The sequence below is a fragment of the Acinetobacter sp. YH01010 genome (assembly GCF_013420775.1).
Taxonomy (GTDB): domain Bacteria; phylum Pseudomonadota; class Gammaproteobacteria; order Pseudomonadales; family Moraxellaceae; genus Acinetobacter; species Acinetobacter amyesii.
Genome location: NZ_VOYF01000001.1, coordinates 196,141 through 217,138, shown reverse-complemented (window position 1 = coordinate 217,138; position 20,998 = coordinate 196,141). Strand labels below are relative to the sequence as shown.

The following is a 20,998-nucleotide window of genomic DNA, read 5'->3' as shown; positions in this document are numbered from 1 at the left end:
TGTTGAATTAAGATGTAAAAGCCTCGCGAAAGCGGGGCTTTTTTTATATAGCGAAGAACATAACTTCAAAAAACGGCATGTATTATAAACTGATAGTACTCAGTAACATCCGAAGTGCCATTTGATTCAAATAAAAGAATGATACGCGATAATTCATCCGCAAGTGTTTGAGACAGGACTACTTTTAATTAAAAATGTTTTTGCAATACTGTAAATATTTTGACACTAGTGAACGAGTTTTGCGGATGATAATGGTTTTGGGTACTTTTGCCAAAACAAAAATACCTCCAGCCGAAGGCTAATCCCTGTATTTAAACCCAAGATGTAAGACTCCGTTGAATATACTTAAAAGTATTTAAAAAATGTGAAATTATTTTTACGGGGTAACATCAGATATTAAATTTAAATAATGGAAAAATAAAGATTTTGAAAAAAATAAGCATAAAAATATTGAGTCAGTCAATTTTTTGTATATATTTGACACTCTTTATAAATAACTAGAGATCATGATGAATTATAAAAAATCTTTGGCATGCTTTGCCGTAGCAGCTTCTTTATCAGGTTGTACCACGATTGCTGATCTTGCAGGTGCTGATTCTGCATCTTTGAACTTACAGGCAACACAGTCTTATAACGCAATGCTGAAAGACGCACAGACCAAACAAGTGCTCGATACCAAGTCTGCGACTTATCAAAAAGTAAACCGTGTTTTCTGGAAAATGAAACCATTTGCAGATCAGATGAATCAAACGGGTCAGGCTTTTGATTGGAAAGTTGCCGTAATCAAGTCTAAAGAAATCAATGCCTATGTTGCACCCGGCGGGAAAGTTGTTTTCTATACAGGAATCGTCGAAACCCTCAAACTCACGGATGATGAAGTCGCAGCAATCATGGGTCACGAAATGGTTCATGCTTTAGAAGAACATGCAAAAAATAAAATTGGCGCTTCAGCACTGACCAATCTTGCAGTGAGTATAGGTTCACAATACGTAGGTAATGCTGCAGGCGGCTATGGTGCAACCTTGCTTGATTTGGGTAGTCAATTTGGTGTGGGCTTGCCGTATTCACGTAATTTGGAAAGTCGCGCGGATAAAGGTGGCCTAGTGATGATGGCAAAGGCTGGATACAATCCAGAAGCGGCGATTTCATTGTGGAAAAAAATGAATGCGAATGATAACAGTGGCAACGACGCACTGAGCAAATTTATGTCTACACACCCAAGCAATAATGACCGTATTGCTGCTATGCAAAAAATGATGCCGGAAGCGCAGCAATATTATAAAAATGCGACACCTTCGAGTGTACGTCGTTAATATCTGCGGTTTTCAAGACTAAAGTTGCATTTTAGTACGCTACACACTTTGTGTTGAGTTGCTAAAATGCAATTTGAATTAGGAAGAGAAGTGCAGGATGCAAAAGAATATTTCGACCACCATTTTTTATTCTTTATTATTTGCGATGGGGGGAGCACCCACTATTGCTATGATGATCATTCGTGCCCAAACTCAAGATCCACAATTAATTTATCAAGCCCTGATTGGGTTGTCGGTGATTATTGCCTGTATTCTTGTGCCCATAGTTTTGATACAAAATGCTGTCTTATTTTTTAAGCGAAAAAATGTGCAGTTAGAAGAAAAAATTAAGCCATTAATGCATGTGTATTTGGGCTTGAATGTGGTTTGTTTAATCTATTGGTTGGTTCTTCAATTTTCGGCTTAAAAAAATTACATAAATACTATTATAAGTCGCTACAACTTCGTTTTAAGCTCCAAACCATAAGAATATAATATCCATAAATTCACTTATATTTTAATGGTCTGGAGTAGCCTTAATGAAAAAAATAATTTTAACGAGCCTGTGTATGGCCGGTGTAATGACGATTTCGGGCTGTGCGACAGTGGCAGATATGGCAGGAGCGGATACTGCTACATTGAACGCGCAAGCAACACAAAGTTATAACAAAATGGTGGCGGATGCGCGTTCTAAAAATCAGTTAGATACTTCATCAAGTACGTATAAACGAATTAATTCAGTATTCCTCAAACTTCGCCCATTTGCAGACCAAATGAACCAAACGGGTCAAGCGTTCCAATGGCAATTGGCAGTCATGAAATCAGACCAAGTCAATGCCTTTGTCGCTCCAGGCGGTAAAGTTGTATTTTATACAGGTATCGTCAATAAACTGAATTTAACCGATGCAGAAATTGCAGCAGTTATGGGACATGAAATGGTCCATGCTCTTGAAGAGCATGCAAAAAGTAAATTGGGAGCGCAAGCCTTAACTGATCTTGCATTGAATATTGGTTTAAGTGCGGCAGGTAATAATGTCGGTCAATTGGGTACTGCGGCCGCGCAGTTGGGTAGTCAAATTGGTATAGGTCTGCCTTATTCACGTTCTTTGGAAAGCCGTGCAGACCAAGGTGGCTTAATGTTAATGGCACGTGCAGGTTATAACCCACAAGCGGCGATTACGCTTTGGGAAAAAATGAATAAGCTTGAAGGTGCGGGAGGTTCATCATTCTTATCAACGCATCCATCAAACTCACAACGTATTGAAGCGATGCGTAAAAATCTACCTGCAGCGCAGCAGATTTATAACCAACGTCGTTAATAGTATGAATGAATTATCCATTTTAAAAAAGCAGGCCGTGGCCTGCTTTTTTTCTATCACGAACAAAAATCATTAATAGATTTTGATGATATTTCATTTAGAGATTTAATTTCATTATCTTTTTTATCAAATTCTTTAAGGTTGTTTTGATAAGTTTTAAAGATTGTACAATTCCATTGCTTTAGCTTTTGATCCGATTCTTTCCATTGATAAGGGTTCCATTTTTTTTCGTTACTTATTTTAATGGATGAATTTTCTAGGTCGGTTAAAAAATGTTTTGCAAATTTAGTTCCATACCAAACATTATCTTTAAATACCAGTGAACCATCAATATAAGTTCTCTTTAGAAGCTCATCGGGGACTAAGAATGCATCTTTTTGTTGTTTGAAAAACAAACGCCGCCACATGTGATTATAGTTTTTATTAAAGAATTGCTCATTAACTTGTAATGCATTTTGGGGTAATGCACGTAATTGAGTTGTTTGCGGTGTAATATCACGTCTAAGTGCATGTTCAGCCCAATTAGCCATACTTTCCAAGTACCATGCGTTTTTAAATTGTGCATAGCTATATTGGTATAAATGAAATAATTCGTGAGTGATCGTAGTCCAATAATTTCCAGGAAAGTCTTTTAATTGATTTGAAATAGAAATGCTGATAAAGCAAAGATTATTTTTAAGATTCGTGGCACTTGGCGCTCGAGATGAGTTTTCATAGGCGAGCCCATTTCCTTTTAGTTCGTGTACATATATGGCAATAGCCTTTACATTCTTATATCTTGGGCTTTTTAGAGGATGTCTAAATCCTGCTAGTTTAAAGATATCTCTTGATGCGACTGCTTGGATGGCAATATCTTCGATATAGTCAGGAATTGCATTATTGTTTGTATCGTTCAGATTTTGGATGCGGTCTCTACTTTTCTGTTTATCCGAATAAAAAATATAGAATTCATCTTTTTGATAGACGCGATTGAGTTGCTTTGCGCTTTTTAATTCGAAACTGCGACAAGTATCGCTAGATCCGTATGCTGGAAAAGACATATTTATGAGACATAGACTTAATAGAAGGGTATGAGTTTTCATTCTTATTCAATAAATTATTTGCTTTACATGAAATATAGCAAATAAAAAAAGGCAAAGTAAAAACTTTGCCTTTTTGCACTTGAGATCAGAGGATCTTAGTGGTGGTGACCGCCTGCACCGTGTACGTGACCGTGTTCAAGTTCTTCAGCAGAAGCTTCACGGATTTCAACGATTTCAACTTCGAAAGTTAAATCTTGACCAGCAAGTGGGAAGTTTGCATCAACAAGAACGTTGTCGCCTTCAACCGCTTTAACTGTCACGATTTGAACGCCGTCATCAGTTTGAGCTTGGAATTGCATACCAGGTTGGATGTTGTCCACGCCTTGGAACATTTGAGCAGGAACTTCTTGAACTAGGTCAGGGTTGTATTCGCCATAACCTTCAGCAGCAGGAACAGTTACAGTGAATTTTTCACCAACAGTTTTGCCTAAAAGTGCTTTTTCAAGACCTGGAATGATGTTACCAGCGCCGTGCAAATATGCTAGTGGCTCACCTTGAGATTGGTCGAGAGTTTCACCCTCTGCATTAGTCAATGTGTAGTGGAAAGAAACCACAGAGTTATTTGCAATAGCAGTCATGTTATTGATCCATTCAATTTTTTAAGGGTTACATCATAAAGTGAAATTGCATTTTTGTAGACTAAATTTATCAAAAAAATGCAATTTTTAAATGTTTATGATGCTTTTTTCATTAATCGGGGCAGATCTGTAAATTTCAATGCAATTTAATTTTAGGCGCGATTTTTCGTGTAACAAAATCTTTAGCCGTTAATAGTCCTGCATGTGCGTAGCCGTAAATTGTGGCTTGATGCATTCGATACAATGAAACATACATTGATTTGGCAACAAAGCCTTGAACATTGACCTGACCTAAAAGTTCACCAACCGCTTTATGCTTACTTAATGAGACTAGAGAGCCTTTGTCTGAAAAAACGAACATAGGGAGTTGTTGACCACGGATACGTGCTTTTAAGCAATCCACAAGAAATGACGCTTGTTGGCTGGCCACTTGAGCGCGTGGGCCGAGGACAGGCTCATCTGCGCGCGGTTGACAATGTGCACAATCACCAAACGCGAAAATATCTGGGTGTGCTTTGGTTTGTAGTGTTGCATATACACTCAAACGGCCCATACGGTCTTTTTCAAAGCCTTCAAGCTTCGAAATTACTTCTGGTGTTTTAATACCTGCAGCCCATACTTTCAGTTCAGCTTTAATTTTACTGCCATCATTAAAATAAACATGTTCAGCATCGACTTTTTCCACACGTTTAGAGGTTAAGACTTCAATTTTCATGCGTTTTAATTGCTGCTGTGCATGCTCGGCCATTTTTTCAGGGAGTGCAGGCAGAATCCGATCAGCACCTTCAATTAAATTGATCTGTACGCTTTGCGGATGAATTTTATTTAAACCATATTTATAAAAATTATGTTTGGCTTCGACCAATTCTGCGGAGAGTTCAACGCCAGTTGCACCTGCGCCAATAATGGCAATTTTCAACTCACGTGCTGTATTGCTATTTTGCGCATCCAAATATAACTGTAAGAGATCTTGTTGGAAGATTTCAGCTTGTTGTAGGCTGTCCAAATAGTGGCAATGTTCATACACGCCCGGCGTGTTGAAATCGTTAGAAACTGAGCCTAAAGCAAGAACAAGGGTGTCATAACTCAGTTGCAGTTGTTCTTGAGTAGATTCATATTTTCCTTGTTGGACTTTGCTGAGCTGAATGGTTTTTTCAGTAGGATGAACATTTTCAAACTTAGCCAAGACAAACTCATAATGATGCTTCGCAGCATGCGCATAGTAGTTGATTTCTTCTTCGCTGACTGACATCGTGCCTGCGGCAATTTCATGTAAAAGGGGTTTCCAGACATGCGTGAGTTTCATATCTACGAGGGTAATGCGCGCTTTCTTTTTTTTCCCGAGTAAGTCACCGAGTTGCGTAACCAGTTCTAAACCACCAGCACCACCACCGACAATGACAATATGGTGTAACTTGGAGTCATCAGCGTTATTCATTGAATTACCTATTTTATTATTGTTGAAAAAAAGAAGATGGCACGAGTATGTCATCTTCTTTATTGCACAAATAACGAATTGTCTTACAAGTTACATAATCACATCATTGACCTAAAGGGTAGGTTTTAACTTCTGCTGCATCCGTATTAAAGATGCTAAAAAGGCCTTTGATCCACATCATGAAACGCTCAAAAATATTGGCTTCTTCAATTTGCACGTCATCTTCGATATCAAAGGTATTGATCAGCTGATTATTTTGATAAACAGTAACGGTGGCTAATTTCATTACTTCAGCCAAAGGCGCAGTGAGTTCTTTTTCATTTACTTCAACACTCAGTTTAGTCTGTGTTTCATGAAGTGGTTCAATGGCTTGAATTTGGCCATTGCCAGTATTTAAAAGAATACGTTGCTGTGTAGGATCAAAAGCTTTTAAATCGATGGCATAAGCTTGATCATAAAGTGAAGTTGTAATCAGTTTAGGTTGTTGAGTTTCCACCTTAAACATTTTCAAGGTTGATTTAACCACAGGTAATTCTGCAATTAATTGCTTATCTTTGATTGCAACTTCATTACGTGTATAGGTATAAGCCAAGTTCATGAGGTTGTGTGCTACTTCTGCACGTTTTAATCCACTTTTTGCCCCTAATACTACAACAATCAAACGACGTTCTGGCGCGTCAGGATTCGCGATCAAACGGTTGGCTGTTAAAGCTAAGTTATAACCTGCAGCTTTAGTAAAACCTGTTTTTAAGCCATCAACGGTGGGATCTTGTTTTAATAAGATATTGGTTGCACGGTGGAAGCGTTGGTTATAACTAAAACTTTGTTGTTTTGAATAATACAAATAGTCAGGTGTGTCAGTCACCAGTGCTTGCCCTAAACGTGCAAGGTCAGCCGCCGATGAATAATGTTCTGGCATGGTAATACCGGCTGGATTTTGAAAATTGGTGTCATTCATGCCCAAAGCTTTAGCTTCTTTGTTCATGCGTTCAATAAATTTAGGAATATCACCAGAAATGCGTTCAGCTAAGGTTACTGCGGCATCATTGGCAGACATGACCACAAGACCTGCCAAAAGCTGATCAACTGAAATTTGTTCACCTGCTTTGAGATACATTTGTGATTCATCCCATTGAACCACTTGCACGACTGGGGTGGCGGTCAGGATTTCATTTTTCTTTAAATGACCTGCTTTAATCTCCTTTAAAGCAATATAAGCCACCATCATTTTGGTAAGCGAAGCAGGGGCACGCTGAACATGGCTATTATGTTCTGCAATCACCTGACCCGACTGAGGGTCTAAAATGGTCCAAGCTTCAGCTTCAACAGTTTCAGGGACAATATTTAAAAGGGCAGCATTTGCTATCGTGGAGCATAGAAAACTAAGCAGCGCGATGAGGTAGATCACGTGTTTCAATGAGGTTCCTTAACCAACCATTCCGTTGGTGGTAAAACGAAAAAATTTTTAGGCATGCTATGCCTTTTTTTTTCTGCTGACTAGTCATAATTGTAGACAATTGCGACAGTTCCGCATTCAGTTGTAAAAAATGTTAATCTAATTGATAAGTTATCTTTTATTTATTTTATATCGCCCATTATGTTGCATTATCAAATCGAATTTGACGATTATCGTCAGCATCTAGTCCATGTCACTGCACGTTTCTTGGCAAATCCTACACAGGTGCTTTCGTTGCCTACTTGGATTCCCGGAAGTTACTTAATCCGTGAATTTTCGAAGCATATCGAAGCCGTTCGAGCATATGATGAAGATGGGCGTTTGTTACAAATTGAGAAATTTGAAAAAAATAAATGGCGTTTATTCAATACAGATCATGAGTTGATCACGGTTGAATATGATGTATATGCCTTCGATTTATCGGTCCGTGGTGCTTATGTCGATCAAAGCCGTTTATATGTCAATCCAGCTTGCGCATGTTTAGGTTTAGTTGACCAAGAAGATACAGCCATTGAGGTTGAAGTTTTCTTGCCACCCGAGTTAAAGCATTTCCAACTTGCGACTGGATTAAAGTCAAAAAGTTTAGTGAAAGGTCGTTATACCTTATATGCAGATAACTATGCTCAGTTAATTGATGCACCGTTTGAACTGGCGGAACAAACCCGTTTTAGTTTTGAAGCCAACGGCATTCCGCATGAGTTTGTGGTGTCGGGCAAACATGCTATGAACGCGCAGCGTATGCAGCAAGACATCGAAAAAATTTGTTCGACTGAAATTTCAATGTTTGGTTCGGCGCCATTTAAAGACTATACCTTTATGACCATGGCAACGGTCAATAGCTATGGTGGTTTAGAGCATCCAAACAGTACGAGTTTAATTAGCCCGCGTGATGATTTACCAAAAGCCAATGAACCTGTAGAACCATCGGCAGATTATCAACGTTTCTTAGGGTTATGCAGCCATGAATATTTCCACTCATGGTTGGTAAAATTTATCCGTCCAGAAAACTTTGTGAATTATGACCTCAACAAAGAAGGCTATACCTCTTTGCTTTGGATTTTTGAAGGTTTTACATCGTATTATGATGATTTGATCTTGCTGCGTAGCGGTGTGATCAATCAGGATTCTTATATCAAGCTTTTAAAAGCACAAATAGATCGCTATTTGCAAAATCCGGGTCGTGAGATTCAAACTGTGGCTGAATCAAGCTTTGATGCATGGGTGAAATTCTACCGTCAGGATGAAAACTCAAATAACGCAGGTACAAGTTACTACAACAAAGGTTGCCTCGTTGCATTGTGTTTAGATCTAGGCTTACGCCTGCGCGGTTCTAGCCTTGATGCCTTAATGCGTAAGCTATATGAAAATGCGCAAAATGGCATTCAAGTCAATGAACGGACTATTTTCAATTTATGTAATGAATTAACAGGTGATGATTGGTTAGAACAAATCAATCACTTGATTAATACTACAGATGAATTGCCGTTAGATCAGTTGTTCCCTGAGTTTGGCTTAAGCTATACACTCAAAAATGACAAATCATTGCCATTTGGTTTAAAACTGGCTGATAAGCCTGAAGGTGTGTTGGTTCAGTCTGCTCGCCGTGACGGTGCGGCGGCAAAAACTGGCTTGTCTGCAAATGATGTGATTATTGCAATTGATGGTCTAAAAGCAACCGTTAAATTGGCAGAAAAATATGCCAAGCAAGATGGAACTTATACCGTACTGGCATTCCGCCGTGATGAGTTGATGAGCTTTGAAGTAGAAGCGGCAGGTTCAGAATTGACGGAAGTTGAACTTAAAGTGGAAGATCAGGCTAAAGCTGAGAAGTGGTTGAAGGCTTAATTTGAAAAACATTTAAATTTCATGTAAAACCCATACTTAGTATGGGTTTTTTATTAGAAAAATTATGGAATTGGGGCTGCAACAATTAAATTCATTTGCAGGGTTGGTAGATGATTTATTATTGGATACAAGTCGAAAAGCTGAATTAATAAAGTGGTTTAATTTTCATTTTGATAACGAGTTCACTTTTACTGATGATGGCTGTAAAGGCTATTTTTACTATATTTTAGCGAATTGTAGTTCAGAAATTTATAAATATCAGGATGAGCATTGGTTTTCGAAAAACTTAATAACTACGGTTAATTTGTATGAGAAGTCATTATATATCCTTAAAAAAACAAATGATAATCATGGATTATTATCATTTGTTTTAACAAATTTTGGGAATTTTTTATCTTCAATAGGGCGCAGTTTTTGTGCTCAATATTATTGGGATCAAGCAATAAAAATGGATAATAACCCTGTAGCGTTAGTTGCTAAAGCACAAGGTGTAATTTTTAGGTCAAGTCAACTGTATGACCAATCACATGTAAATATTCATTACTATTTTGCAAATCAGTTGATAAAGCAGGCATACATGAGTTTTGATGCTTTAGAAGAGGAACAGAAAATTCCGTTAAAGGAGACAGGTGATTTATATCATTTTACTTGTTGGTATCAAGAGCACTTCCAAGATACTGATTTTGATTATGTAAAAGAATATAAACAAAAGACAAAAACTAAGGCTGAGCTTAGGTATCTAGTTTGGAGTGCAGAAAACAAATTATTTTTAAATGACTTAAACGATTTATTTGAGGATGAAATTGTACTTCAGGACATTTTGGGGCTTCCTGATATGACCTATAAAATTAATTCGTCTTTGAGCCTTAAAGAAAGTCTCGTATATCATTCAAATTTTGATGAGCTTAGAAATGAATATACTTATGCTAGATTTTTAATTTTTCAAGCTTCTGAAATAAAAACGGATACTCAACATTTTTATAATAAAACCTATCCACATGTGTATGATACTTTACATGCAATTGATAATTTAAAAACATCACAAATGAAATCGGCTTTTAGAATTTTATATTCAATTTTTGACAAAATTTCATACTTTTTAGCTAAGTATTTAGATTTAGAAATGAATGATCGTCAAATTACTTTTTCAAAAGTTTTTGGATGGAATGAAAATAGAAAATTTAAGCCACGTGATAAACTGAAGGATTCAAAGAACTACTTTTTACATGCTTTGTTCTATATTTTAAAAGAAATTGAATCTGATCAGCTGAATGGTCATGATAAAGTGAGCGAATTAAATTCTAGAGAAAAAATTGAAAAGCCTAGATTATCAAAAATTCGTAACTGTCTAGAGCATAGGTCTTTTAGAGTTATTGATGATTTTGGATATGAATTAAATACCAAATTTGATATGACGTCAGAATTTGCATATCAGAACTTAAAAGATCAGCAGAATATTTTAATAAAACAAGGCGAAGTAGAGACTTTTGAATATCTGGAAATCTTAGAAAAGATAAAAGAAAAAGAAAAGAAAGCAAACTATATTTTAGAAATACCTTTATCAGAATTTGAAAACTCATTAATGGATCTTGTTCGATTAGTTAGAAATTCTTTGATGTATTTATCTTTTGCAGTGCAGTTTGAGGAAAAGATGAAACCTCAACCTGAGGGGCTAATTTTACAGCGAGAAATTCCATTAAAATAAAGCCCACTTTCGTGAGCTTTAATTCTTAAATCTTAACGTCCGTTACGACCGCGGCCACGAGGGGCTTTAGTATTCGGACGAGTTGTGCCATTGGTACGGCGTTTGGGTTTTTCGCTCTCATCCATTTGCCAGATACGTTTTGTACCTGACTTTTTCACTGAGCCATCTTTATTCTTACGAACCATTGGCTTACCACCTGTACCGCCTGGTTTTTTCACATAAGAGCGCGAACGGTAAGGTTCTTCTGCAGGTACATTTTGAAAGTCAGGGTACAGTAAAGGCTCAATTTCTTTGGTTTCACCTGGTTCTAAACCCAATTGAACTAAATCGATGGCACCAATACGTGTACGAATTAAACGTAAAGTCGGGAAACCTACTGCTGAAGTCATACGACGAACTTGACGGTTACGGCCTTCGCAAATTTGGATTTCAACCCAAGAGGTTGGAATGTTTGCACGGAAACGTACAGGAGGATCACGATCCCATAACCATTCTGGCTGTTGCACTTTAATGGCTTTGGCTGGCAAAGTCATACCATCTTTTAGCTCAACGCCTTTACGTAATTGTTCAAGCGCTTCTTCTGTGATGTCGCCATCGACTTGCACTAAGTAGGTTTTGAACTTTTTATTTTCAGGGTTGGTAATGTACTGATTTAAACCACCATGATCAGTTAAAAATACCAAACCTTCAGAGTCCATATCTAAACGACCTGCAATACGTAGACTAGGATCGTCCACGAAGTCAGATATGGTCATATGCGCTTCGTCTTTACGGAATTGGGAGAGCACGTCATATGGCTTGTTTAAGATGACGATTTTCATAGGAAATAACTTCTATTAAATACAATAATTCAAATTGGTTAAGATTTATTCAATAGGGAAATGCAGCTATTTCCCATCTAAATCTCAAAAAAGGTAGATTTGCTTTAGAGTATTATGCGTGAAGCGCAATTAAAAGTCTTATCAAACAGCAATTATTTTTTCACTCGCTTCTCAGGGAGGGTCATAAAAATGGGTTATCAAAAGATCGTCGTTCCAGTGGATGGGACAAAAATTACAGTAAATTCAGACTTATCATTCAATGTTCCCAATAATCCAATTATTCCATTTATTGAAGGCGATGGTATTGGTGTTGATATCACTCCAGTGATGAAAACCGTGGTGAATGCCGCAGTACAAAAAGCTTATGGTGGAAAACGTGCCATAGAATGGATGGAAGTTTATTGTGGTGAAAAAGCCAATAAAATTTATGGTACCTATATGCCCGAAGAAACCTTTGAGGCTTTACGCGAATTTGTGGTTTCAATTAAAGGGCCATTAACGACGCCTGTCGGTGGTGGCATTCGTTCGCTAAATGTTGCACTACGTCAAGAATTAGATCTCTACGTCTGTGTGCGCCCAGTACGTTGGTTTAAGGGCGTTCCTTCACCTGTTCAGCATCCTGAACGTACAGACATGGTGATCTTCCGAGAGAACTCAGAAGATATTTATGCTGGGATCGAATGGAAAGCAGATTCACCTGAAGCCAAGAAAATGATCAAATTTCTTAAAGAGGAAATGGGCGTCACTAAGATTCGCTTTGAGGAAAATTGCGGTATCGGTATTAAGCCTGTATCTAAAGAAGGTTCTCAGCGTTTGGTACGTAAAGCTATTCAATTTGCCATTGATAATGATAAGCCGAATGTCACTTTGGTGCACAAAGGTAATATCATGAAATATACCGAAGGGGCGTTTAAAGAGTGGGGTTATGAAGTCGCACTTGAGCGCTTTGGTGGTGAATTGCTAGATGGTGGTCCTTGGGTCAAAATAAAAAATCCAAAAACGGGCAAAGAAATCGTGATTAAAGATGCGATCGCGGACGCTTTTTTACAGCAGATTCTCATGCGTCCGACCGATTATTCAGTCATTGCTACCCTAAATTTAAACGGTGACTATATTTCAGATGCTTTGGCGGCTGAAGTTGGCGGCATTGGTATTGCACCGGGTGCCAATATTGGTGGCGCGGTACAAGTTTATGAAGCGACACATGGCACTGCACCTAAATATGCGGGTCAAGACAAAGTAAACCCTGGGTCTATTATTCTGTCTGCAGAAATGATGCTGCGAAATATGGGCTGGACTGAAGCGGCAGATCTAATTATTAAAGGGATCGCAGGTGCCATTGAAGCCAAAACGGTGACCTATGATTTTGAACGACTCATGCAAGGTGCAAAACTATTACGTTGTTCGGAGTTTGGACAAGCCATCATTGAGCATATGGACTGAGTTTATTTGCCAATCTAAGTGTAAAAAATGATAGGTGAAAAAAGGACTGAATGATTTAGTCCTTTTTTAGGACTAAACATTAAAAACACAGAATCATAGCTTCTCAATACAATTCAAAATACAGCAATCAAAAGGTGACTTCACGCAATCAATCAGATGGTCTGGCATGCTTGTCATGTTACTAAAAGTTTAAAACCGCACTATTCGAGTGAACTTAAGTAATGCAGAAAATAGAGGGGGATTGATTTCAAATTAATTATTCTCCAGAAATTTTACAATGAAGTAATTCGAAACATTTATCGGGTTGGTTCCATGAAAATTAGCGGTACATTGGTTGTTGTCCTTTAGTAGATGTACATCTAGTAACAGTACATTGTGACACTTATGATGATAAGGAGAAATGAAATGTCTCGTAAACAGCATCAACAAAACCAACAAACTGATCAACAGCAGCAAAATGATCAGCAACAGCAACAGCAACAGCAACAGCAACAAGACCAAAAGAAACAGAAACAACAGCCGCATCAACGAAATCAGCGTCAACAACATCATTAGTAGGCTAAAGACTTTGTGAATCAAAGTTCATTTGGCCGAATGGTTTTTAATTGATCGAAATTTAAGTTTTATACGTAGACGAGAAGGAGATGAATTTGTCTAAGAAAACCAAATCACTTAAAAAGGAAATTAAAGCGAGGTTGAACAAAATTTCAAAGCATAATTCTGCTTTGAAAAAGTTAAAGAAAAAGCTGAAAAAAGCTTAGTCCATTCACGATTTATCAAAAAGAAAAGACCTATTTAAATAGGTCTTTTCTTTATATACATGATTGGTGATGTAGTTGAATGTCTTGTGATCTACCTAGACGAGATGCTTACTTAATTTTGCAGTGCGAGTGAACCAAAAGAGTTGTAGTGTTCCAATGAAGAGCACGCATGCGGCCAAAATAAATTGCTGTGAATAATCAATACCGATTCGCTGTAAAAAACTAAAGCTTATACCGCCAATCAATTGAATAGATGCAAAGCACAGGGTTGCAATACTCCAGAGCTTTTTATAGGCGCTACCATAGATTTGCAGAATGGTATAAGAGGTAAGAAAAACCACTGCTGGATTGAGTAGGCCTGTAGCAAAAGAAGATAAAAAAGTAAAAAGTGGATGGATATTAATAATTGCTATAAAAATCGCCAAGACATAGCTGCTATATAAAATTTTAAGAGCGCTGATATTTCCCAGTTTTTGTGCTAGGCAGTAAGCAGCAAATGCCCCTAAAGCACTCCCCAGACCATATAAAATCCAATTGAAATTGATCCCGATCGGGCTCAGGTGTAGGGTGTGAGTTAAATAGTCAATCCAAAATAATGAATGGGGCACGTAAGCAAAAGCACTGGTGCTATACACAATTAAGAGACAATAGAAAATTCCATCGACTTTATGTTCTACTGCAGGAATCGCGGTGAGTGTTGTGAGCTGTAATTTAAAACTCTTCAAAAGCACGCTGAGTAACATACAAATCAGGCTTGAAAAAGCAAACAAAATCAACCAAGCCCACATTGTCGAAATTTGTTGGATGTAAGGCAAAAATAGCGTTGCCATTAACACCCCTAAGCCAATACCACTGAAACCAATAAAGTTGATTTTAAAGCGGTCTTGAAGCTGTGAACATTGGGCCACGACACTTGGGGAGAGGATCATTAGTAAGCCGCCGCTGATCCCTGAAATAACGCGCCAAGTGCTATACCAAAGTTCTGAAAAACCTGAAAATGCACAACTGAGTAAACTGAGTGTCCCTGCAATAGCTGCGAGTTGGATATAATTCACCATGCTTTTATTTTGGGGTAATTTCATGGCCCAAAATGCACCGATCAAGTAGCCGAGCAAATTGGCACTACCTAAGATGCTGGCAAAACTTGGGCTCCAACCAAATGCTTCACGGGTTGAAGGGAGGAGTGCGGTATAGGAAAAACGTAATATCCCGATGCCTAGGCACATGCTTAGACAGAGAAATAGGCTCAGTTTAATTTTGTTAGAGAACATCCTGTACTCATGTATTTTTATGATTGGTTAAAAAATAACATGAATAGGCTATAGAAAAATCAACAGATCTTAAAGTTTTGACTAAGGTCTAAGCTAAAAATTAATTCTTAAAAACTTAACTATTCAAAAAGATAGCTGTGGTGTGCGTATAGTAAGAAATCAAATTTAAAGATACAGTAATAAAAAACCGTACATGGCGTACGGTTTTTTTATTTTTAAAGCACTTATGAATTAACGCATTTTCGCCAAGAAACGACCTAAACGAGTGAGTGCTTCACGTAGTTCATTTTCAGCAGGCAAGAACACCACACGGAAATGATCAGGTGTCGGCCAGTTAAAACCCGTACCTTGAACCAACAGTACTTTTTCAGCACGGAGGAAATCCAACATGAATTTCTCATCGTCTTGGATTGGGTAAATTTCAGGATCCAATTTAGGGAAGCAGTACATAGCACCCTCTGGTTTCACACAAGATACACCTGGAATATCATTCAACATTTCCCAAGCAATGTTGCGTTGTTCATATAAACGACCGCCCGGACGGATGAGATCATTAATCGATTGATAACCGCCCAAGGCTGTTTGAATCGCATATTGCGCTTGGTGGTTGGCACACAGACGCATCGACGCGAGCATGTCTAAACCTTCAATGTAGTCTAGCGCGCGTGATTTATCGCCTGTAATTGCCATCCAGCCTGAACGGTAACCTGCAATTCGATACGCTTTAGATAAGCCATTGAATGAAATACATAGCTGATCGCCTGCTAAAGATGCAACAGAGACATGCTCAATGCCGTCATAAACGATCTTGTCGTAAATCTCATCAGCAAATAAAATTAAGTCGTATTTCTTCGCAAGAGCCACAATTTGCTCAAGCACATGACGTGGGTAAACCGCACCTGTTGGGTTATTCGGGTTAATCACCACGATACCGCGAGTATTCGGTGTGATTTTACTTTCCATGTCGGCAATATCTGGATACCAGAAATTTTCTTCATCACATTTATAGTGAATAGCTGTACCGCCAGAAAGGTTAACTGCCGCTGTCCAAAGCGGATAATCCGGCATTGGCACCAGCATTTCATCGCCATCGTCAAGCAAACCTTGCATCGCCATCACGATCAGTTCAGATACGCCATTGCCGACATACACGTCATTCACGTGCATGTTTAAGATACCTTTTTGTTGATAATACTGACAAATCGCCTTACGCGCAGGGAAGATGCCTTTTGAGTCGGTATAACCGATTGCATTTGGCAAGTTTAATGCCACGTCGTTAATAATTTCTTGAGGCGCTTCAAAACCAAAAGGTGCGGGGTTACCAATATTTAATTTAATAATTTTATGGCCTGCCTCTTCCATCTCATTGGCCGCTCGCAACACTGGTCCGCGAATGTCGTAGCAAACATGCTCGAGCTTAGACGATTTCTTAATTTCGCGTGGGGTGTTAAACGTATTCGGCATTTTTATATTCTCGGAAAGAGTGGAGGTCACTTTTGCATAACGGTATAAATAGCTTTTAAATGTCTCGGTCGTTACTAAATCGAGATGATGTTCGTCTCTGAGTAAAGCAACTATTTTTTCATGCGTAAACCCTGCCTGTTGATATTGTTTGATCACGGGCAGCAGATTTTTAAAAATTACGCTCTTTTTCTGCGACATTTTTTAATCCTGAGCAAGAGTAGCGCTAAGATTATCACTAAAGTTGCTCACAAAAAAGCATTTAATTTGGCATTTTGCTTACCATTGATTTAGATTTGCTTACCTTTTGCTTTTTTGGTCATTATATAGATTTTGTAAATTGTTGAATAAAGACTAGAAATTTAAGAATGAATGACGTAAATATAGGATTATCCTATTTTAAATACCACGATATAAAGGGACGTCATCATGGGAAAACTCAATAAAACAGAAAGAGAATGGCAAAGAGAATTGTCACCAGAAGAGTTTCGCATAACGCGTCAGAAAGGCACGGAGCAAGCTTTCACTGGAAAATATTGGAATACGAAACAAGCTGGTACTTATGTATGCCGTTGTTGCGGGGAACCGCTTTTTTCTTCTGAAACAAAATACGATAGCGGTTGTGGTTGGCCGAGCTTTTATAAGCCGATTGAACCTGCTGCGGTGGAAGAAAATGTAGATACGACACACGGTATGGTCAGGACAGAAATTGTTTGTCATCATTGTGACGCACATTTAGGGCATGTTTTTGCTGATGGCCCACAGCCGACTGGATTACGTTATTGTATTAATTCGGCATCCTTAGAATTAGAAACAAAAGAAAAAAATGATGAGGAAACTTATCCATGACAACTATTCACCAGTTTGAAGCAGAATTACTGGACGGAAGTAATAAATCCTTTGCAGATTATGAAGGTAAGGTTTTATTAATTGTAAATACCGCCAGCAAATGTGGGTTCACTCCTCAATTTGCAGGTTTGGAGAAAATTTACGAACAATATAAAGATCAAGGTTTGGAGGTTTTAGGCTTTCCATGCAACCAATTTGGTGGACAAGATCCGGGCTCGAATGATCAAATTGGCGCGTTTTGTCAAAAAAACTATGGCGTATCTTTCCCGATGTTTGCCAAAGTAAATGTAAAAGGCCCTGAAGCGCATGTGATTTTCCGTTATTTAACCAATAACTCGAAAGGCGTATTGGGAAATGGCATTAAGTGGAATTTTACGAAGTTTTTAATAGGGAAAAATGGTCAGGTCTTGAACCGCTATGCACCCACGACAAAGCCTGAAACCTTGAATGAAGATATTGAAAAAGCTTTGGCTCAGTCTAAATGATGTGAATCATTGGTGGAACTGAGGTTGATATAAAGGCGCGAAAGCGTCTTTATTTTTTTGGATGTTTTATACTGACGTCTCTTTATTTGAAGGTCATAACATTGTTTAGGCAGATAGTTAAACGTCGAATTTGTGTTTTAACGGTTTTTTTACCCGTATGTGTGGGTACAGCATGGGCAGATAGCAATCTGAGCGCATCTGAAGTTGTAAAAACGTCTGTTGATGCCAGCAATCTAGACCGCACGACAGATGCTCGGGTCAATGCATTATTGCAATTATTAAAAACACCTGTTGAAGAATACCAACCTACGCGTGTTGCCGATGTAATTGATCCACATGTCAAACCGAAAATGTATGAAGTCTCTTGGGTAAATGCACCACAATATGTGCTGTCTGCGTCTGAAATGAAAACATATAAGCATCCTGTCAAACTACAGCTCACCGTGATTGCTGCAACAGGCTATATTGGTAGCTCAAAACTCATCGCAAGTTCAGGCTCTAAAAGCTTTGATCAAAAAGTACAAAAATCCCTATTGGTTGCGCGACTTGAACCCATTCCGATGGTCGATAAAAATCTCAGTTATACCGTTGAACATGAATTTGCTATTCATCCACCTCAATAAGCCTGTAGTAGAAGGCATATGTTAATCATTGTCTTAAGCTCCGAGAATGATTTGTCATTGTTTGGGTTTTCATCTGATAGATGAAGCTTGAAAATTGGTTTCATGAGTGGAAATTAAATTACTTAATCCTTGTGTATTTGATGAATGAAATCGCTCTTCGGCAATCAGGTGGGTGTAATTCATTAAGTTGAGCTTAATAAAAAATTACAATTAAAAAATAAAAAGTAATAAATAAAAAGCATCGTAAAAGATGAAATGAAAGAATAAATGCTAATCATTATCATTTATTATGTGTGCGTATTTTCTAGGATTACTCTCCCAATGTTAAAAATGAAGCAGCTCTGTGTGATGATGGCGTGTGCTACACAAGGGTTCACATATGTTTATGCGAATGAAATCGCTGAAACGGAACATCCCGCTGCCAATATCGATAGTACTGAAGTTCAAACGCTAGAAGCCATTAATGTGGTCGTGAGAGCGGATGCTTCTGCAAATGGCTTGATGAAGCCTTATACAGGGGGGCAAGTCGCGACAGGTGGTAAAGTGGGCATTTTCGGTAATCAGAAAAATTTAGAAACACCATTTAATATCACTAGTTATACCCAGCAATATATTCAAGACCGCCAAGCGAAAAGCGTTGGGGATGTGCTACAAGCAGATGCTGGTGTGCGTACCGCCAAAGGTTATGGGAACTTTCAAGAAGCCTATTTTATTCGTGGTTTTGCACTGGCATCAGATGATACGGCATATAACGGCTTGTATGGCATATTGCCGCGCCAATATACTCCAACAGAACTGTTTGAGCGGGTAGAAGTCTTCAAAGGTGCTTCGGCATTTTTAAATGGTGCAATCCCGGGAGGAACAGGAATTGGTGGTTCAATTAACTTGCTTCCGAAACGAGCCAGTAATGATCCCTTAACACGTGTGACGGTGGGGACAAACTTCAATGGTGCCTATGTGGCATCGGATGTATCACGTCGCTTTGGGACAGATGATCAATTTGGAGTGCGGGTCAATACCGCTTACCATGATGGTGGAACCGAGATTGACCAAGAAAAGAAAACACTTGGATTGGCTTTGATTGCTGCGGACTACAAAGGGGAGCGTCTCCGCCTATCTGGTGATTTGGGGTATAACAATAACCGCCTTGCAGAAAATCGACCGAGTTTACGTTTAACCAATGCGGTTACACAGCTTCCGAGTGCAGCCCAATATGCTAATTATCATGGTCAAGCGTGGACTTATTCAAACGAAGAAGATTTATTCGGAAGTGTACGTGCAGAATATGACATAACCGATGCAACGACAGCCTATGCAGCATATGGTTTTCGAACATCAGAAGAAGCCGGTGTTTACTCAAGCCAGCAATTAAGTGATACCGCAGCAGGAACAGCAAAACTTTCTGCATCGATGATTCCACGTAAAGATCGCAATCATTCAGCAGAACTGGGTGTGAAAACTAAATTTGAAACAGGTGCTTTAAAACATCAAGTGGTCGCTTCTGGTTCTTTATATCGTGCAGATAAACGCTATAGCTATGGATATGCCACCAGTTTGAATGATAATTTTTATGATCCGATTTACACCGAAGATTCAAACATTGACAAATGGTTGGGGGGAGAAGGGACTTATCCAAAAGCGGGTGTCAGTACGTTGAAAAGTTTTGCCTTGGGCGACAATATTTCGATGTTAGATGATCGTTTAACGCTCATGCTGGGTGCGCGTTATCAGGAAGTTGATCAAGACGTATATTCTTACGGAACCTATAAATACAATATTAATAAAAATCAGCTCACACCAGTATTGGGCGTGAGTTATAAATTAACGCCTGAATGGTCTATGTATGCCAATTACATCGAAGCTTTGGTTCAAGGCGAAGCGATTTTGGATAGCGAAGGCAACAACTTTATTGCCGATCCATTTGTGTCGAAACAAAAAGAACTGGGCGTGAAATATGAAAATGGCTTGATTGGTGGAACATTGAATTATTTCTATACAGATCGCCAAAAAGCCTCAGTGAATAGCTCGGGGACTGCACAAATCAGTCAAGCGACGAATATTCACCAAGGGCTTGAATTTAATGCCTATGGTCAATTAACAGATTCAATCAAGATATTGGGCGGTGCAACTTGGATTGATACCGAGCAAAAAGACACATACCAAGGTTTATTTGATGGACATCGTGTGATCAGTGTGCCGGAGTTCCAAGCCAATGTCGAAGCGGATTGGAAACTACCGATTGAACAAGATGTTAGTGTAAATGGGCGTGTTGTATATACGGGTTCAACTTATGCAAACAATGCCAACACATTGAAACTTAAAGATTGGACACGTATAGATTTGGGTGCAAACTATAAAACGCAAATCAAGAATGTACCCACCAGTTTGAATTTTAGTGTGACTAATGTTTTAGATAAAGACTATTGGGCCTCTGCATCGGTGAACGACTATACGTATTTGTCACTGAGCGAACCTCGAACATTTAAATTGAGTGCTACATTTGATTTCTAATATTTTTCAATGATTTCTTAATAATTGTTTCTAAGTGAATACCCTTAAATGATTTTCT

The 20,998-nt window shown here is 38.5% G+C and carries 18 protein-coding genes; 11 read left to right on the top strand and 7 right to left on the bottom strand.

Translation table 11 applies throughout. The features are described 5' to 3' along the window. Positions 1 to 509: 509 nt before the first annotated feature. The 3 genes from FTT77_RS01120 to FTT77_RS01110 all read left to right on the top strand — a co-directional run bounded on the left by FTT77_RS01120 (position 510) and on the right by FTT77_RS01110 (position 2,611). Positions 510 to 1,313 carry a M48 family metallopeptidase gene (locus FTT77_RS01120; protein ID WP_078194387.1) on the top strand — a complete coding sequence of 268 codons (804 nt, stop codon included), beginning with the start codon at positions 510 to 512 and terminating at the stop codon, positions 1,311 to 1,313. Between the two features lie 97 nt (positions 1,314 to 1,410). After that, on the top strand, positions 1,411 to 1,719 hold the full coding sequence (locus tag FTT77_RS01115; protein WP_078194385.1) for a hypothetical protein: 309 nt from the start codon (positions 1,411 to 1,413) through the stop codon (positions 1,717 to 1,719). Positions 1,720 to 1,831: 112 nt separating this feature from the next. Next, positions 1,832 to 2,611, top strand: a complete 780-nt coding sequence (locus FTT77_RS01110) for a M48 family metallopeptidase (protein ID WP_111885895.1) — start codon at positions 1,832 to 1,834, stop codon at positions 2,609 to 2,611. A 56-nt stretch (positions 2,612 to 2,667) separates the two neighbouring features. Here FTT77_RS01110 and FTT77_RS01105 read toward each other — a convergent pair whose 3' ends face one another. The 4 genes from FTT77_RS01105 to FTT77_RS01090 all read right to left on the bottom strand — a co-directional run bounded on the left by FTT77_RS01105 (position 2,668) and on the right by FTT77_RS01090 (position 7,126). Next, on the bottom strand, positions 2,668 to 3,651 hold the full coding sequence (locus FTT77_RS01105; protein ID WP_180108763.1) for a hypothetical protein: 984 nt from the start codon (positions 3,649 to 3,651) through the stop codon (positions 2,668 to 2,670). A 137-nt stretch (positions 3,652 to 3,788) separates the two neighbouring features. Next, entirely contained in the window at positions 3,789 to 4,271 is a 483-nt protein-coding gene (locus tag FTT77_RS01100) for a peptidylprolyl isomerase (protein ID WP_078189067.1), read from the bottom strand. A gap of 136 nt (positions 4,272 to 4,407) precedes the next feature. After that, the gene (locus FTT77_RS01095; RefSeq protein WP_180108762.1) at positions 4,408 to 5,709 is read right to left on the bottom strand and encodes an NAD(P)/FAD-dependent oxidoreductase; all 1,302 of its coding nucleotides are present in this window, start codon (positions 5,707 to 5,709) and stop codon (positions 4,408 to 4,410) included. Positions 5,710 to 5,812: 103 nt separating this feature from the next. Next, a complete protein-coding gene (locus FTT77_RS01090; protein WP_180012276.1) occupies positions 5,813 to 7,126 on the bottom strand; it encodes a D-alanyl-D-alanine carboxypeptidase PBP6B in 1,314 nt (437 codons plus the stop codon). Between the two features lie 180 nt (positions 7,127 to 7,306). On the opposite strand from FTT77_RS01090, the gene FTT77_RS01085 reads away from it, so the two are divergent. Together FTT77_RS01085 and FTT77_RS01080 are read left to right on the top strand one after the other, a co-directional pair. Then, complete coding sequence (locus tag FTT77_RS01085; RefSeq protein ID WP_180108761.1) at positions 7,307 to 9,010, top strand: M61 family metallopeptidase; 1,704 nt, start codon at positions 7,307 to 7,309, stop codon at positions 9,008 to 9,010. Positions 9,011 to 9,074: 64 nt separating this feature from the next. Beyond that, positions 9,075 to 10,715, top strand: coding sequence for an LA2681 family HEPN domain-containing protein (locus FTT77_RS01080; RefSeq protein WP_218954048.1), 1,641 nt, complete (start codon positions 9,075 to 9,077; stop codon positions 10,713 to 10,715). Between the two features lie 32 nt (positions 10,716 to 10,747). Here FTT77_RS01080 and FTT77_RS01075 read toward each other — a convergent pair whose 3' ends face one another. Beyond that, positions 10,748 to 11,536, bottom strand: a complete 789-nt coding sequence (locus FTT77_RS01075; protein ID WP_078194376.1) for an rRNA large subunit pseudouridine synthase E — start codon at positions 11,534 to 11,536, stop codon at positions 10,748 to 10,750. A 189-nt stretch (positions 11,537 to 11,725) separates the two neighbouring features. Here FTT77_RS01075 and icd point away from each other — a divergent pair, with 189 nt between their 5' ends. Together icd and FTT77_RS01065 are read left to right on the top strand one after the other, a co-directional pair. Next, positions 11,726 to 12,979 (top strand): NADP-dependent isocitrate dehydrogenase, encoded by a 1,254-nt coding sequence (gene icd / locus FTT77_RS01070; RefSeq protein WP_180004095.1) that lies wholly within the window; start codon positions 11,726 to 11,728, stop codon positions 12,977 to 12,979. Between the two features lie 405 nt (positions 12,980 to 13,384). Beyond that, positions 13,385 to 13,534 carry a hypothetical protein gene (locus FTT77_RS01065; protein ID WP_171319314.1) on the top strand — a complete coding sequence of 50 codons (150 nt, stop codon included), beginning with the start codon at positions 13,385 to 13,387 and terminating at the stop codon, positions 13,532 to 13,534. A gap of 301 nt (positions 13,535 to 13,835) precedes the next feature. Here the strand turns inward: FTT77_RS01065 and FTT77_RS01060 are convergent, their stop codons facing one another. Together FTT77_RS01060 and FTT77_RS01055 are read right to left on the bottom strand one after the other, a co-directional pair. Then, entirely contained in the window at positions 13,836 to 15,011 is a 1,176-nt protein-coding gene (locus FTT77_RS01060) for a YbfB/YjiJ family MFS transporter (RefSeq protein ID WP_180023950.1), read from the bottom strand. 231 nt (positions 15,012 to 15,242) lie between these two features. Continuing rightward, positions 15,243 to 16,673 (bottom strand): pyridoxal phosphate-dependent aminotransferase, encoded by a 1,431-nt coding sequence (locus tag FTT77_RS01055; RefSeq protein WP_078189059.1) that lies wholly within the window; start codon positions 16,671 to 16,673, stop codon positions 15,243 to 15,245. A gap of 228 nt (positions 16,674 to 16,901) precedes the next feature. On the opposite strand from FTT77_RS01055, the gene msrB reads away from it, so the two are divergent. From msrB to FTT77_RS01035, 4 genes are all read left to right on the top strand, one after another. Further along, on the top strand, positions 16,902 to 17,321 hold the full coding sequence (gene msrB / locus FTT77_RS01050) for a peptide-methionine (R)-S-oxide reductase MsrB (RefSeq protein ID WP_078189058.1): 420 nt from the start codon (positions 16,902 to 16,904) through the stop codon (positions 17,319 to 17,321). Further along, positions 17,318 to 17,806, top strand: coding sequence for a glutathione peroxidase (locus FTT77_RS01045; RefSeq protein WP_078189057.1), 489 nt, complete (start codon positions 17,318 to 17,320; stop codon positions 17,804 to 17,806). The genes msrB and FTT77_RS01045 overlap by 4 nt, the downstream gene beginning before the upstream one ends. 101 nt (positions 17,807 to 17,907) lie before the next feature. Next, positions 17,908 to 18,429: an energy transducer TonB gene (locus tag FTT77_RS01040; protein ID WP_180009462.1), complete on the top strand. Its 522-nt coding sequence runs from the start codon at positions 17,908 to 17,910 to the stop codon at positions 18,427 to 18,429. A gap of 321 nt (positions 18,430 to 18,750) precedes the next feature. Beyond that, a complete protein-coding gene (locus FTT77_RS01035; RefSeq protein ID WP_180108760.1) occupies positions 18,751 to 20,940 on the top strand; it encodes a TonB-dependent siderophore receptor in 2,190 nt (729 codons plus the stop codon). Positions 20,941 to 20,998 lie beyond the last annotated feature (58 nt).

What these genes read in the sequence shown, in the direction of transcription:
- FTT77_RS01120 (WP_078194387.1), top strand. Translation starts at nt 510, where the DNA reads ATGAATTATAAAAAATCTTTGGCATGCTTTGCCGTAGCAGCTTCTTTA.
- FTT77_RS01115 (WP_078194385.1), top strand. Translation starts at nt 1,411, where the DNA reads ATGCAAAAGAATATTTCGACCACCATTTTTTATTCTTTATTATTTGCG.
- FTT77_RS01110 (WP_111885895.1), top strand. Translation starts at nt 1,832, where the DNA reads ATGAAAAAAATAATTTTAACGAGCCTGTGTATGGCCGGTGTAATGACG.
- FTT77_RS01105 (WP_180108763.1), bottom strand. Translation starts at nt 3,651, where the DNA reads ATGTCTTTTCCAGCATACGGATCTAGCGATACTTGTCGCAGTTTCGAA.
- FTT77_RS01100 (WP_078189067.1), bottom strand. Translation starts at nt 4,271, where the DNA reads ATGACTGCTATTGCAAATAACTCTGTGGTTTCTTTCCACTACACATTG.
- FTT77_RS01095 (WP_180108762.1), bottom strand. Translation starts at nt 5,709, where the DNA reads ATGAATAACGCTGATGACTCCAAGTTACACCATATTGTCATTGTCGGT.
- FTT77_RS01085 (WP_180108761.1), top strand. Translation starts at nt 7,307, where the DNA reads ATGTTGCATTATCAAATCGAATTTGACGATTATCGTCAGCATCTAGTC.
- FTT77_RS01080 (WP_218954048.1), top strand. Translation starts at nt 9,075, where the DNA reads ATGGAATTGGGGCTGCAACAATTAAATTCATTTGCAGGGTTGGTAGAT.
- FTT77_RS01075 (WP_078194376.1), bottom strand. Translation starts at nt 11,536, where the DNA reads ATGAAAATCGTCATCTTAAACAAGCCATATGACGTGCTCTCCCAATTC.
- icd (WP_180004095.1), top strand. Translation starts at nt 11,726, where the DNA reads ATGGGTTATCAAAAGATCGTCGTTCCAGTGGATGGGACAAAAATTACA.
- FTT77_RS01065 (WP_171319314.1), top strand. Translation starts at nt 13,385, where the DNA reads ATGTCTCGTAAACAGCATCAACAAAACCAACAAACTGATCAACAGCAG.
- FTT77_RS01060 (WP_180023950.1), bottom strand. Translation starts at nt 15,011, where the DNA reads ATGTTCTCTAACAAAATTAAACTGAGCCTATTTCTCTGTCTAAGCATG.
- FTT77_RS01055 (WP_078189059.1), bottom strand. Translation starts at nt 16,673, where the DNA reads ATGTCGCAGAAAAAGAGCGTAATTTTTAAAAATCTGCTGCCCGTGATC.
- msrB (WP_078189058.1), top strand. Translation starts at nt 16,902, where the DNA reads ATGGGAAAACTCAATAAAACAGAAAGAGAATGGCAAAGAGAATTGTCA.
- FTT77_RS01045 (WP_078189057.1), top strand. Translation starts at nt 17,318, where the DNA reads ATGACAACTATTCACCAGTTTGAAGCAGAATTACTGGACGGAAGTAAT.
- FTT77_RS01035 (WP_180108760.1), top strand. Translation starts at nt 18,751, where the DNA reads ATGTTAAAAATGAAGCAGCTCTGTGTGATGATGGCGTGTGCTACACAA.